Origin of the sequence: Sphaerisporangium dianthi (assembly GCF_042654065.1) — a bacterium.
GTDB classification, from domain to species: domain Bacteria; phylum Actinomycetota; class Actinomycetes; order Streptosporangiales; family Streptosporangiaceae; genus Sphaerisporangium; species Sphaerisporangium dianthi.
The window spans coordinates 19,803-32,184 of record NZ_JBHSFP010000014.1; the positions used below are offsets into that span (position 1 = coordinate 19,803).

The following is a 12,382-nucleotide window of genomic DNA, read 5'->3' on the forward strand; positions in this document are numbered from 1 at the left end:
GCCTTCAGTGCCTGGCCGTGAAGTACTCGTACTGGCTGGGCAGCTCGGCGGCCAGCCACTCGGCCCGCCGCCGCAGTTCGGCGAACTCCCGCCGCGCGCCCGCGGGTTCCAGCAGGTCCAGGACGGGCCGGGGGGCCGGAGTGAGGCCGCCGAGGCCGAGCAGCATGGACGTCCACGAGTAGGGCTCGAAGCCGTGGTAGTGCGGCCAGATGTTCTCGGTGTCGGGGAGCCGGCGCTCGAAGGACGCCAGCCGCTCGGCGAAGCCGTCGGGCAGGTCGCGGGTCTTGGCGGCCTTCCAGTACGGGGTGTCGGCCCGCGCGGCGCCGTAGTAGTGGAAGAACAGGAACTCCCGCACCCCGTCCATGCAGCGCGCGATCAGCCGGTTGTAGTCGCGCCGCAGACCGTCGTCGTGGCCGCCGGCCGGGAAGTGCTTGACGAGCTGCTCGATGCCGTGCTGGATGAAGAAGATCCCGGTGGACTCCAGCGGCTCGACGAAGCCGCTGGACAGGCCGATGGCGACGCAGTTGCCGACCCAGGAGTTCCGGTTTCTGCCGATGCGCATGCGGATGTGGTTGGCCTCAAGGTCGCGGGCCGCCGGGCCGGCGAAGTCGCGCAGCGTGCGCTCGGCCTCCTCGGGCGAGGCGTGGTCGCTCGCGTAGACGTATCCCATCCCGAGCCTGCCGTACAGGGGGATGGTCCAGATCCAGCCGGCGTCCATCGCGGTGGCGGTCGTGTACGGCCTGATGCCCTCGCGTTCGACGTCGCTGGGCACGCGCAGCGCGACCGCGCGGTCGTTGGGCAGCTCCCGGGCGTAGGAGACGAACGGCTCGCCGAGCGCCTGGTTGATCAGCATGCCCCTGAAGCCGGTGCAGTCGATGAACAGGTCGCCGTGGAGGTCCCCGTGCTCGCGGGTGACGACGTGGCTGATCCAGCCGCGCTCGTCGAGGCGGGTCGCGAGCACGTCGTCCACCACGCGGGTGACGCCGCGCCCGGTGCCGAGCCGCATGAGGTGGCCGGCCAGCAGGGCGGCGTCGAAGTGGTAGGCGTAGGGGAACTGGGTGACCTGCTCGCTCAGCGTCGCGGGGCCCTCCTCTCCGTCGGGGACGGCGTCCTCGAAGAGCCTGCCGTCCAGGAAGCGCGGCGAGCGCTTGGCGTCGCAGAGGGCGGAGATCAGGAAGCACTCCTGGTCGAAGCGCTCGCCGCCGCCGTACCGCTGCCACCATTCGGCGAGGGTGAAGCCGTCGGCGACGCGCAGCCGCTCGAACGGGTGGTAGAAGTGGTGGCCGGGCTCGCGCCAGTTCTCGAAGCGGATGGCGAGCTTGTAGGTGGCGTTGCAGGCGGGCATCCAGTCCTGCTCCGCGAGGCCCACCGTCTGGAAGAAGCCGCGGATCGTGCTGAAGGTGGCCTCGCCCACGCCGACGGTGGGCACGCGGTCCGACTCGACCAGCGTGATGGAGACCTTGTCCCGGAGGGTGGCCTGGAGGTAGGTGGCGGTCATCCATCCCGCGGTGCCGCCGCCGACGATGACAACTCTTCGCACCATGTTCGACCCCTTCGTAGTGGATGCGCCGCTCATGTGGTCGCGCCGACCGTGGCGGGGATGTACTTGTCCAGGACCGTCCGGTAGTCGCGGTCGCCCATGGTGCCCGGGGCCAGGCGGTGGATCTTCTCGACCGAGATCGGCGCGGCCGAGTGGCTCCCGCTGATCTCCACGAGCTCCTTGGCGGCCACGCGCCCGAGCCGTCGTTCTATGTGCTCGACGATGAGCTCCACGGGGGTGGCCTGGCCGGAGGCCACGTTGACCACCTCGTTGGACACGCCGGCGGACAGCAGTCCGTCCAGGACGGCGACGACGTCCACGACGTCGACCAGATCCCTGCGGGCGCCCCGGTAGAGGCGCACGGTGCCGGACATGACCTGCCTGACCAGCGCGGGCAGCAACTGGTGCGGGGGCTGGTCGGCGCCGACGACGTGGGACAGGCGCAGCACCAGGTAGTCGGCGCCGGAGGCGGCGAGCACGGCCTCCAGGGCGAGCTTGTGCCGCCCGTAGGGCGAGTACGGGTAGACGGGGCCGTCCTCGCGCCCGTGCCCGACGGGCGCACCGTACATCGCGGCCGCGGCGGTGGAGAAGAACACCACCTTGCGCCGCGCGCTGCGGCACCTCTGGACGATCTCGTACAGCTGCGTGGCCTCGCGCAGGAACTCGGCGTCGGAGACGGCGGCCGTGGAGGAGACGCCGCTGGCGACGGCGACGACGTCCGGATGCCTGCCGGCGACCGGGCGCAGGTTGCGGGCGAGGAACCCGTGTCCGACGATCTCCATCGGTTTCTCCTATCGCCGGGACGTGAGCGCGGCGAGCGCCACAAGGAGAGTGCGCGCCTGCACGTTGAGGTAGTTGTTGTGCGTGAGCAGGCCGCCGAGCTGGTCCGCGGTCATCCACCGGTAGCCGGGGGGGACCTCCATCGGGAAGTCCTCGCCGGCCTCGATCAGGGAGTAGCGGCTCTGCGCCTGGTAGAACCGGCCGCCCTCCTCCGACAGGACCGCCGAGTAGCGCACCTGCGCCTCGCCGGCGCCCTCCACGTAGTCCAGGAACAGCGGGCGGGTCGCCGGGTCGGGGTAGTTGCCGGGCACGCACTGCACGGTCGGGCCGAGCTCGACCACGTCCAGGTACCCGGCCTCCACGCGGGCGTGGACCAGCAGGTGCAGCACACCGCGGATCCGCTTGAGCAGGAACGCGACCACGCCGTGGCCGTGCGGGGCGATCAGCGGCTGGGTCCAGTGGCTCACCTCCCTGCTGGTGGCCTCGACCTCGACGCCGACGACGCTGAAGTACCTGCCGTCCTGGTGGGAGATCTCGGTCGCGGAGCTGCGCCATCCGGCGACCTCGCGCAGCGGCACGGTCCTGGTGGTGACGTCGTGCAGCGCCTTGGTCTCGGTGAACCAGCTGAGGATCTCGCCGGGCTCGTGCAGCGCCGTGCCGCGCTGGTAGGAGCGCGCCAGCGCGGCCTGGAAGCCGTCCGCGGCGGGCCCGGGCGGGGACGTCTCCCCCACCAGGCACGACAGCACGGAGCGGGCGTCCATGTTGACGAGGTTGTCGGCGGCCAGCAGCGCGCGGGTGTCGTCCAGGGACAGCCAGCAGAAGTCGTCGCCGACGGGGACGTCCTCGTCCACCTCGATGACCATGTTGCGGTTGCGCTTGCGCAGGAACCAGGCCCCGTGCTCGGACTGCAGGACGTCCACCAGGACGCGGCCGCGGCGGGGCTGGGCGAAGTACTCCAGGTAGCGGATGCCGGTGCCCCGGTGCACCCGGGTGTAGTTGCTGCGCGTGGCCTGCACGGTCGGCGAGAGCTGCAGCGTGTTGACGTTGCCCGGCTCCATCTTCGCCTGCATCAGGCAGTGCAGCGCCCCGCCGACCCTGCGGACGATGATGCCGAGCAGCCCGATCTCGGGCTGGTTGATGATCGGCTGGTCCCAGGTGGGGAAGGCGCCGTAGTCGGAGCGGACGCGCAGCCCCTCGATGCGGAAGAAGCGCCCGCTGTCGTGGACGATGTTCCCCGTGCCCGCCTCGAATCCCCAGCGCCGCAGCTTCGAGAGGGGAATGCGCGAGACGCGGAAGTCGTGGGCCGCGCCCCGTTCTTCGAACCATTCCAGGAACGGCGTCCCCGAGAATGCGATCGTCATGGATTTGTGAATTCCGGTGGCATCGGCCGTGACCGGCGTGTCAAACATGACCCCATGGTGGAAAGGTCACATGGGATTCCACTTGAATACCACTAGTGCGACAGCCGCCAGAGCCACTGGAATATCCGGCCCAGCGGCCCGCCGCCGGAGGAGGACGCCGCCTTCCGCGAGGCGCGCACCGCGGCGAAGCCGTATTCGGTCATCCGCCGCTCGTACGCGCCGACGGCCTCCACCAGGGACCCGCCCGTCGCGACGGCGGCCGACAGCGTGCGGCACAGCAGCGCCGCGTCCAGCAGCGCGCAGTTCGCCCCCGAGCCCTGGGCGGGGCTCATCGCGTGGATGGCGTCGCCCAGCACGGTGACGGCGGACGGCTCCCACGGGTCGACGGGGACGGAGGTCCTGATCGGGACGTAGAAGGTCTGGTCCACCTCGGCGGCCTCGACCAGCCGGACGAGGTCGGGGTGCCAGCCGGCGACGCGCTCGGTCACGAGCCGGTGCAGGTGGGCGCCGCCCGCGGACGACAGTTCGGCGTCGGTGCCCGGCAGCCGGGCGGCGGGCACGGCGAGGGCCCACATCACGTAGTCGCCCGTCCAGCGCGGGTGAAGGCCGGGCCAGAGCCGCGCGGCCGCCTTTTCCGGGTCCTCCTTGAGCCGCACGAGCCCGAGCGCCATGCCGTCCCGCCCCGACCGCACGGACATGAAGCCCTCGGCGAGCCGGGGCGGCAGCAGCGCGGCGACCCGGTCGTCCAGCAAGGTCCTGCCGTAGACGCACCGGGTGCCGAGGTCCTCGACGCGCGCGTGCGGCAGGAGCTCGCGGCGCACCCGCGAGCCGATGCCGTCGGCGCCCACGAGCAGGTCGCCGACGGCGCTCGTGCCGTCGGCGAACCGGGCCCGCACCCGGTCGCCGTCCCGCTCGTAGCGGGTGAACTCGGCGCCGAAGCGCACCACGTCGTCCAGGCCCGCCATCAGGATCTGGCGCAGCGTCATGCGGTCGACCGAGGCGCTGAACCTCGCCGGGTCACCGTCCGCCGACACTCCGTCGAACTCGACGGCGTGCAGCTCGCGCAGCCGCTCGTCCACGATGGTGACCCGCTTGCTCGGCTGCCCGGAGGTGGCGGTGAACAGCTCGTACAGCGGGTCGGGCAGGCACTCGCGCAGCGCGCCCGCCCCTCGCGAGTCGAGGTGGATCCGGTACCCCTGCGGCCGGTGGTCCAGGGACGGATCGCGCTCGAAGACGGTGACGCCGATGCCGGCGGCCCGCAGGCCGTGGGCCGCGCACAGGCCGCCGAGCCCGCCTCCGACGATCAAAACGTGTGGCGGGCTCTCCGGCATCGGCGCGCACTCCTGTCAGAGATGGACGGGCTGGGACGCGAGACCCGGCTGATCGTAGCTGACCCGGGAAAGGGTCCTCGCCATGATCTCCGAGAGAACCGCCTGTGGATCCTCCGCCGGGCCCGCCGACCGCCACGCGACGAACGCGTCCGGCCTGACCAGCGCGGCGCCGCCCTGCCCGACGCCGTAAGCGGCGGCGACGTCCGCCGTCACGGGCACGGCGCGCAACGGCACCTCGGGCACCCGCGCGGCGTGCCCCGCCGCCGCGTCCGCCCACGCCTCGCCGCCGGGGGCGGTGAGCAGGACGAACCCGTCGAAGAACAGGTCGAGCGTGGAGGAGGGCCGCTCGCCGCGCCGCAGCCACACGTGCGGCGCCCGGGTGCCCGGCTCGCCGTCCAGCGTGAGGCGCGGCGGCAGCGGGTCGGTCCCCGTGCCGCCGGGCACCGCGGTGGAGGCGTACCGGTACCCCAGGGTGACGATGATGTCGTCCACCAGCCGGTCGCCGGGCGCGGCCTGGCCGTGGCGGGCGCGGAAGCGGACCATGGCCTGCTCGGCCATGGCGGCGCCGAGCGGCCGCCGCTCGGCGTCGTAGGTGTCCAGCAGGCCGGGGCCCGCCCACCCGTTCAGGACGGCCGCGAGCTTCCAGGCCAGGTTGTGGGCGTCGTGGATGCCGGTGTTGGCGCCGAACCCGCCCGCGGGAGGGTGCACGTGGGCGGCGTCGCCGGCCAGGAACACCCGCCCCGCGCCGAACCGCTCGGCGATGCGCTGCGCGCCCTCCCACGGGATGGTGTCGACCACCTCGACCTCGAGGCCGGGGCGGCCGGACACCTCCTGGATCAGCGCCACGCAGCGTTCACGGGTGAAGTCGGCGGCCGACTCTCCGGCCTCGGGGTCGTAGATGGCCGCCGCCACCCACGGGTCGCAGCCGTGCAGCCGGGAGAGCGCCACGGGCGTGGCGGAGGCGGTGGTGTAGCAGAGGATGAACCTGCGCCCGCCCATGAGCGCGTCCAGCTCGGGGGCGCGGAAGTAGATGCTCAGGGCGTTGAAGACCGCTCCCCTGCCTTCGGTCCGCAGGCCCAGGGCGGCGCGCACGTCGCTGCGCGAGCCGTCGGCGCCCACCAGGTAGCGGGCGCGGACCTGCCGCTCGCCGTCCTCGGTCCGGAGGGTGGCGAGGACGCCGTCCTCGTCCTGCTCGAACGCCACCAGCCGGGTGCCGAAACGCGCCTCTGCGCCGCGTTCCCGCGCCGCGGCCAGCAGCACCGTCTCGTACCGGTCCTGGCCGCAGCCCATCGCGGTGACGGGGCTGATGGCGTCGCCGTACAGCGTCGGCGCCTCGATCACCTGCGCGCCGGCGATCTCGGCGAGGGTGCGGGTGCGCAGGATGCCGCCCTCGAAGTAGGCGAGGGAGTCGTCCATCTCCAGCGCGCGGATGGCGGGTTCCAGCCCGGCCGCGCGGAAGATCTCCATCGTCCTGGCCTGGATGCCCGGGGCGCGGGGCAGCACGGAGGTGCCGGGCCGCCTCTCCACGAGCAGCGGCCGGACGCCGTGCCTGCTCAGGAAGACCGCGGTCGCCAGGCCGACCGGCCCGGCTCCCGCGATCAGTACGGGAACGCTCTCAGTGCACATCCTTGTCCTCTCTCCGCGGCGCCGCGACGGTCAGCGGGCGCTCGTGCGCATGACGCCTCATCCGGCGCTGGATCTCGTCGGCGGCACGTGCCGCGCCGCCCGCCTCGCGCAGGGACGCGCCCACCCTGGCCGCCGCCTCGGCGTACGACGGCCGCGACATGACGGCCGCCGCGGCGCGGCGCAGCGTGCGCGCGCCGAAGCGCCGGTCGGCGAGCACCCGGCCCGCTCCGAGCCGGGCCACCCGCCTCGCCACCCAGGGCTGGTCGGCGCTCTGCGGGACCACGACCATGGGGACGCCGCAGAGCAGGGACTCGTACACGCTGTTGGTGCCGCCGTGGGTGACGAACAGCGAGGCGTGCCGCAGCAGCTCGATCTGCGGCACGAACGCCTCGACCCTGACGTTCGGCGGGATCTCGCCGAGGCCGAGGGACTCCGCCGGGCGTCCCGCGGCGATGACCAGCTGGACGTCCTGGTCGCCGAACGCCTCCACGCAGGCGCGGAAGAAGTCGGGACGGTCGTTGAAGACCGTCCCGAGCGAGACGTAGACGAGCGGCCTGCCGTCCAGCCAGTCGAAGGAGAAGTGGAAGCCGGGCCGCGCCGTGGCGGTCGGCCCGACGAACACGAAGCGGTCCTCGGGCAGCGAGGCGGCGTAGGGCTGGAACATCCGGGAGCTGTAGACGATGTTGAGCGGGCCCGGGTCGGCGAAGACGCGGAAGTCGTGCGGCTGGTCGACGCCGTAGGCGCGCCGGATGCTCCTGGCCAGCGTCCGGTTGCGCACGAGCTGCCGCGGGTGGGTGAGGCGGGCGGCGAACACGCCGGCCACGCGCAGCGGCAGCGCGTAGGCCATCCGCCGGTTGACCAGCATGCTCGGCACCGAGCAGACGGCCGGCAGGCCCAGGATGGTCGCCATGTGACCGCCCCACGCGCTCAGGATGTCGTAGAGGATGTAGTCGGGCCCGAGCGCGCGGACGTCCTCCAGCCGGTGCTCCAGCACCCAGCGGCCCAGGCGCAGGAACGCGTTGATCTGCGCCAGCGGGTCGCCGTCCCCGTCCAGCCCTTCCAGCGGCAGGTCGCCGTAGCTGTGGAAGACGGCGCCGGCCGCCTCGACCGCCGGCCGGAAGTAGTCCAGCGCGAAGTAGTGCACCGTGTCCCCGCGCCCGGTCAGCTCGGCGACGACGGGGAGCGTCGGGATGATGTGCCCGTAGCCGGGGAAGGCCAGGAAGGCCGCGGTTGCCATGGGACTCTTTCGTGACGGTCAGGGGGCGGCGGACGAAGCCCATGAAACGGTCAGGGGCGGCAGACGAAACCCATGAAGTAGCGCTCGACCTTGACTTCCAGCACCTCGGAGAACTCCTCGGCGAGGATCTTCTCGACCTCGGCGCTGCGCAGGAGCTGCGTGCGGTAGGAGCCTGTGCGCAGGCGGCCGCCGGACGCGCGGATCATCAGCGCGGTGCTGAGGAACAGCGCGGTCCTGCCGAAGTGCTCCAGCGCGCCGTACCTCTTGCGCTGGAACTCGTGGAAGTGGTCGGCGATCCACACGTTCCCGATGAAGGTGCCGCCGGGCTCGACGAAGCTCTTCAGCCGGCGCAGCACCTGCCGCACGTCGCCGAGGTGGTGGATGGCGTCGATGCACAGCACCAGGTCGGCCGGCTTCAGCCCGTTGTCCTGCCAGAAGTCGCCGAGCACCAGCTCCAGGTCCTCGTGCTCGACGCGTTGCCTGGCGAGCTCCAGGCCCTGGGCGGAGATGTCCAGCGCGGTGATCTTCCGTACGCCGGTGCGCTCCGCGACCAGGCGGGTGAACTCGCCCGTGCCGCACGCGAACTCCAGCGCCCGCTCCGACTCCGCCCCGTAGCCGCTCATGTAGCCGGCGATCGTCTCCTTCTGCCGCAGGAAGTCATCGGCCAGGATGCTGTGCCGTTCGGCGGAGTCCCGGTCCCAGAACCGCGCCGCCCAGTAGCTCCTGCCGTCCGGCGGAACGCCCTTCAGCACGGCCCGGCCCGTCTCGGCCATCAGCTCAGCGAGCATCTGCCATCCGCTCCTCTCGTGTGTCCCACCATTCGCGGTTGTCCCCGTACCACCGGACGACCTCGGCGAGGCCGGTGTCGAAGGCGATCCGGGGCGTGAATCCCAGCTCCTCGCGGATCTTCGTGGAGTCGACCGAGTACCTCAGGTCGTGTCCCTTGCGGTCGGGCACGGCCCGCACCCGGCTCCAGTCGGCTCCGCAGAGGTCGAGCAGTTTCGCCGTGAGCTCCATGTTGGTGAGCTCGACGCCGCCGCCGACGTTGTAGATCTCGCCGGCCCGGCCGCGTTCCAGCACGAGCTGGACCGCCCGGCAGTGGTCTTCCACGTGCAGCCACTCGCGCACGTTGCGGCCGTCCCCGTAGAGCGGGACGTCCCGGCCGTCCAGCAGGCTCGTCACGAACAGCGGGATGACCTTCTCGGCGAACTGGTGCGAGCCGTAGTTGTTGGAGCAGCGCGTGATGGACACGTCCAGTCCGTGGGTACGGAATGCCGCTCTGGCCATCATGTCGGCGGCGGCCTTCGACGCCGCGTAGGGGCTGTTGGGCTCCAGCAGGTGGTCCTCGCGCCAGGATCCCCGCTCGATCGTGCCGTACACCTCGTCGGTGGAGACGTGCACGACCTTGGCGACGCCCGCGGCCAGGCAGCAGTGCAGGAGGGTCTGGGTGCCGGCGACGTTGGTGCGCACGAACCCCGAGGGGGCGACCAGCGAGCGGTCGACGTGCGACTCGGCCGCGAAGTGCACCACCGCGTCGTGGCCGGGGAGCAGGCCGAGCAGCAGCTCCTCGTCGCAGACGTCGCCGCGCACGAACGTCAGGCGCGGGTGGTCCATGGGGAGGTTCGCCAGGGTGCCCGCGTACGTCAGCTTGTCAAGGACGGTGACCCGGACGTCCTCGAACCCCGGGTGACGCCCGTCGAGCAGGCCGCGGGCGTAGTGGCCGCCGATGAAGCCGGCGCCGCCGGTCACCAGGATGTTCACGTCGCCAGTTCCGCGTAGGTGTGGTCGCCGACGATCAGGCGGTGCCGCCGTGGTTCGCCGGGGGACGGCACGATGGTCGAGGACCTGCCGATGACCGAGTCGTGGATGCCGTGGACGCCCCTGACCGTGGTGCCGGCCAGCACGATGGAGTTCCTGACCCCCGCGTCGTACACGGCGCAGTCCGGGCCGAAGGCCGTGTGCGGGCCGATGACGCTGTCCTCGATGACGGTGCCCTCCGCGATGATGACCGGGCCTTCGATGCGGGACCTGCGGACCTTCGCGCCGTGCTCCACGACGACCTGCCCCGACAGGCGGCTCAGCGCGTCGACGTCGCCCTTGCGGTCGCCGGTCAGGCCGTCGAGCAGCACCCGGTTGCACTCCAGCAGGTCCTCGATCTGGCCGGTGTCGCGCCAGAAGCCGGAGAACTGCTGGGCGCGCACCCGTTCGCCCCGTTCGACGAGCCACTGGATGGCGTCGGTGATCTCCCATTCGTCGCGCCGGCTCCTGCCGATGCTCTGGACGGCCTCGTGGACGGCGGGGCTGAACAGGTAGACGCCCATCAGCGCCAGGTCGCTCTTGGGGTGCCGTGGTTTCTCCTCGAGGCCGAGGACGCGGCCGTCGGCGTCCACCTCGGCGATGCCGCACGCCGTCGGGTCGGCCACCTTGGTCACGACCACCTGGGCGGCCGGGCGGTGCTCGCGGAAGTCCTCCAGGAAGTCGGAGATCTCGCCGAGCAGGACGTTGTCCCCGAGGTACATGACGAAGTCGTCGTCGCCGAGGAAGTCCCGGGAGATGAGCACGCAGTGGGCCAGGCCCAGCGGCTCGCTCTGCGGGATGTAGGTGATGCGCAGCCCGAGCCGCGAGCCGTCGCCCACCTCCGCGCGGATCTGGTCGCCGCGGTCGCCGACGACCATGCCGACCTCGGTGATTCCGGCCCGCCGGATGTTCTCAAGACCGTGGTAGACGACAGGCTTGTTGGCGATCGGCACGAGCTGTTTAGGCATCGCGTGGCTGAGCGGACGCAGTCGCGTCCCGACCCCGCCTGCCAGGATCAGAGCCTTCATAGGTGAATTGGTATCCCGTCGATCACGACTGTCGATTGAGGATCGCTGGAGCCCGGCAGGTGACGCGCGCGAGCACTCCGGCGAGCGTCTCCCCGGCCGCGCCGGCCGGGCCGCCGTCCTCGCGGGCCCGCCAGGCGACGAAGCCGTCGGGGCGGACCAGCAGCGCGCCCGAGGGGCTGACGCCGTGCGCCGACGCCCACCGCTCCGCGTCCGCCACCACGTCGCCCCGCACGGCGTCGCCGTCCCCGACGCGGACCAGGCGGACGTCGAGTGCGCGGGCCGCCCGCGCCCATTCGCGCGCGCCGGGCCCGGCGAGCAGGACGTGGTCCTCGCCGTAGAGGTCCAGGGTGGAGATGTCGCGCCCGCCGCGCCGCACCGGGAGGTGCGGCGCCCGCGTGCCCGGCGCGCCGGTCAGCTCCCTCGGCGGGACGGCGGGCGGGCCGCCGGGGTCGGCGCCGCAGATCACCCGCGAGCGGTAGCGGTAGCCGAACACCACGGCGTCGTACTCCACCGGTTCCGCCTCGGGCGCCGCCACCTCGACGCCCGAGCGCAGGCGCAGCTGGTGCAGCGCCTGGCCGAGGGTGAACTCGGCCACCGGGCGACGCTCCTCCTCGTAGCTGTCCAGCAGGCCGGGGCCCGCCCGTCCCGAGAGCACGGCGTGCAGCTTCCAGGCCAGGTTGTGCGCGTCCTGGATACCGGTGCCCGCGCCGAACGCCCCGGCGGGCGGCATCACGTGCGCGGCGTCGCCCGCCAGGAACACGCGGCCGTCGCGGAAGCGGCGCGCGACCTGCGCCGCGATCTCGTAGGTCAGCACCTTGACGCCGTTGGCGAGCTGCGGGACGAGCCGCACGTCCAGGTCCGGGACGCCGACCGCGGCGCGCACCAGCTCCACGCAGGCGTCCTCGCCCGGCTCGCCGTCGTGCGGGGTGTTGAACACCCAGCGGTGATCAGCGCCGTGCGGGAACATCACCGTGCCCTCGGCGGGGACGGTGAAGTGGCAGGAGGCGATGAACCGGTCGCGCGCCGGGTCGTGCCTGCCGCGCAGCGGCAGGGTCAGGTCGGCGTCGAACACCATGCTGGCGACCTGCGAGATCGGGCCGGGCCCTTCGACTCCGACGCCGAGCAGGGCGCGCACCGTGCTGTGGTGCCCGTCGGCCCCGACCAGGTAGCGCGCCCGCACCTCGTAGGTACGCCCGCTCGCCCGGTCCTCCAGGGTGGCGGTCACCCCGCCGGAGTCCTGGGTGAACCCGGCGAGGGCGGTGCCGAACCGCACGTCGGCGCCGAGCTCGACGGCGCGGGCGCGCAGCAGGTTCTCCAGCCGGTCCTGATCGATCATGCCCCAGTTGCTCGGGCCGACCCGCTGCGCGCCTTCCGCGCCGGCGGGCGGGCGCTGCTCGGCGCGGTGCAGCTCCTTCCCGGCGAGCGTCTCGACCTTGAGCATCACCACCGACGGCATCTCTCCGACGTAGGTGCGGGCGGCCAGCACCTCCTCCTCGACGCCGGCCTGCCGCAGCAGCTCGGCGGTCCTGGGGTTGATCGTGCGGGCGCGGGGGTGGATCAGCGTGCCCTCGTGGCGTTCGACGAGGGTGACGGCCACCCCCTTCTGCGCGAGGAAGACCGCGCAGGCGAGGCCCGCTGGGCCGCCTCCCGCGACGAGCACCTCGGGATCGGTCATGGCGGAT

The 12,382-nt window shown here is 72.5% G+C and carries 10 protein-coding genes; all 10 read right to left on the minus strand.

All coding sequences use genetic code 11. The features are described 5' to 3' along the window. Window positions 1-4: 4 nt before the first annotated feature. The 10 genes from ACFO60_RS20630 to ACFO60_RS20675 all read right to left on the minus strand — a co-directional run bounded on the left by ACFO60_RS20630 (window position 5) and on the right by ACFO60_RS20675 (window position 12,375). Entirely contained in the window at window positions 5-1,543 is a 1,539-nt protein-coding gene (locus tag ACFO60_RS20630; protein WP_380842360.1) for a tryptophan halogenase family protein, read from the minus strand. A gap of 29 nt (window positions 1,544-1,572) precedes the next feature. Beyond that, on the minus strand, window positions 1,573-2,322 hold the full coding sequence (locus ACFO60_RS20635; protein ID WP_380842362.1) for an NAD-dependent epimerase/dehydratase family protein: 750 nt from the start codon (window positions 2,320-2,322) through the stop codon (window positions 1,573-1,575). A gap of 9 nt (window positions 2,323-2,331) precedes the next feature. After that, window positions 2,332-3,681, minus strand: a complete 1,350-nt coding sequence (locus ACFO60_RS20640) for an NDP-hexose 2,3-dehydratase family protein (protein WP_380842364.1) — start codon at window positions 3,679-3,681, stop codon at window positions 2,332-2,334. A 92-nt stretch (window positions 3,682-3,773) separates the two neighbouring features. Beyond that, window positions 3,774-5,012: an FAD-dependent oxidoreductase gene (locus ACFO60_RS20645; RefSeq protein ID WP_380842366.1), complete on the minus strand. Its 1,239-nt coding sequence runs from the start codon at window positions 5,010-5,012 to the stop codon at window positions 3,774-3,776. A gap of 15 nt (window positions 5,013-5,027) precedes the next feature. Continuing rightward, the gene (locus tag ACFO60_RS20650) at window positions 5,028-6,638 is read right to left on the minus strand and encodes an FAD-dependent monooxygenase (protein ID WP_380842367.1); all 1,611 of its coding nucleotides are present in this window, start codon (window positions 6,636-6,638) and stop codon (window positions 5,028-5,030) included. Continuing rightward, on the minus strand, window positions 6,628-7,875 hold the full coding sequence (locus ACFO60_RS20655; protein ID WP_380842369.1) for a macrolide family glycosyltransferase: 1,248 nt from the start codon (window positions 7,873-7,875) through the stop codon (window positions 6,628-6,630). The genes ACFO60_RS20650 and ACFO60_RS20655 overlap by 11 nt, the downstream gene beginning before the upstream one ends. 50 nt (window positions 7,876-7,925) lie before the next feature. Next, window positions 7,926-8,663: a class I SAM-dependent methyltransferase gene (locus ACFO60_RS20660; RefSeq protein WP_380842371.1), complete on the minus strand. Its 738-nt coding sequence runs from the start codon at window positions 8,661-8,663 to the stop codon at window positions 7,926-7,928. Next, window positions 8,653-9,636 (minus strand): dTDP-glucose 4,6-dehydratase, encoded by a 984-nt coding sequence (gene rfbB, locus ACFO60_RS20665; RefSeq protein ID WP_380842373.1) that lies wholly within the window; start codon window positions 9,634-9,636, stop codon window positions 8,653-8,655. The genes ACFO60_RS20660 and rfbB overlap by 11 nt, the downstream gene beginning before the upstream one ends. Continuing rightward, a complete protein-coding gene (locus ACFO60_RS20670; protein ID WP_380842376.1) occupies window positions 9,633-10,700 on the minus strand; it encodes a glucose-1-phosphate thymidylyltransferase in 1,068 nt (355 codons plus the stop codon). Before ACFO60_RS20670 ends, rfbB begins: the two co-directional genes overlap by 4 nt. 22 nt (window positions 10,701-10,722) lie before the next feature. Continuing rightward, entirely contained in the window at window positions 10,723-12,375 is a 1,653-nt protein-coding gene (locus ACFO60_RS20675; protein ID WP_380842378.1) for an FAD-dependent oxidoreductase, read from the minus strand. Window positions 12,376-12,382: the final 7 nt, after the last annotated feature.

What these genes read in the sequence shown, in the direction of transcription:
- ACFO60_RS20630 (WP_380842360.1), bottom strand. Translation starts at nt 1,543, where the DNA reads ATGGTGCGAAGAGTTGTCATCGTCGGCGGCGGCACCGCGGGATGGATG.
- ACFO60_RS20635 (WP_380842362.1), bottom strand. Translation starts at nt 2,322, where the DNA reads ATGGAGATCGTCGGACACGGGTTCCTCGCCCGCAACCTGCGCCCGGTC.
- ACFO60_RS20640 (WP_380842364.1), bottom strand. Translation starts at nt 3,681, where the DNA reads ATGACGATCGCATTCTCGGGGACGCCGTTCCTGGAATGGTTCGAAGAA.
- ACFO60_RS20645 (WP_380842366.1), bottom strand. Translation starts at nt 5,012, where the DNA reads ATGCCGGAGAGCCCGCCACACGTTTTGATCGTCGGAGGCGGGCTCGGC.
- ACFO60_RS20650 (WP_380842367.1), bottom strand. Translation starts at nt 6,638, where the DNA reads ATGTGCACTGAGAGCGTTCCCGTACTGATCGCGGGAGCCGGGCCGGTC.
- ACFO60_RS20655 (WP_380842369.1), bottom strand. Translation starts at nt 7,875, where the DNA reads ATGGCAACCGCGGCCTTCCTGGCCTTCCCCGGCTACGGGCACATCATC.
- ACFO60_RS20660 (WP_380842371.1), bottom strand. Translation starts at nt 8,663, where the DNA reads ATGCTCGCTGAGCTGATGGCCGAGACGGGCCGGGCCGTGCTGAAGGGC.
- ACFO60_RS20670 (WP_380842376.1), bottom strand. Translation starts at nt 10,700, where the DNA reads ATGAAGGCTCTGATCCTGGCAGGCGGGGTCGGGACGCGACTGCGTCCG.
- ACFO60_RS20675 (WP_380842378.1), bottom strand. Translation starts at nt 12,375, where the DNA reads ATGACCGATCCCGAGGTGCTCGTCGCGGGAGGCGGCCCAGCGGGCCTC.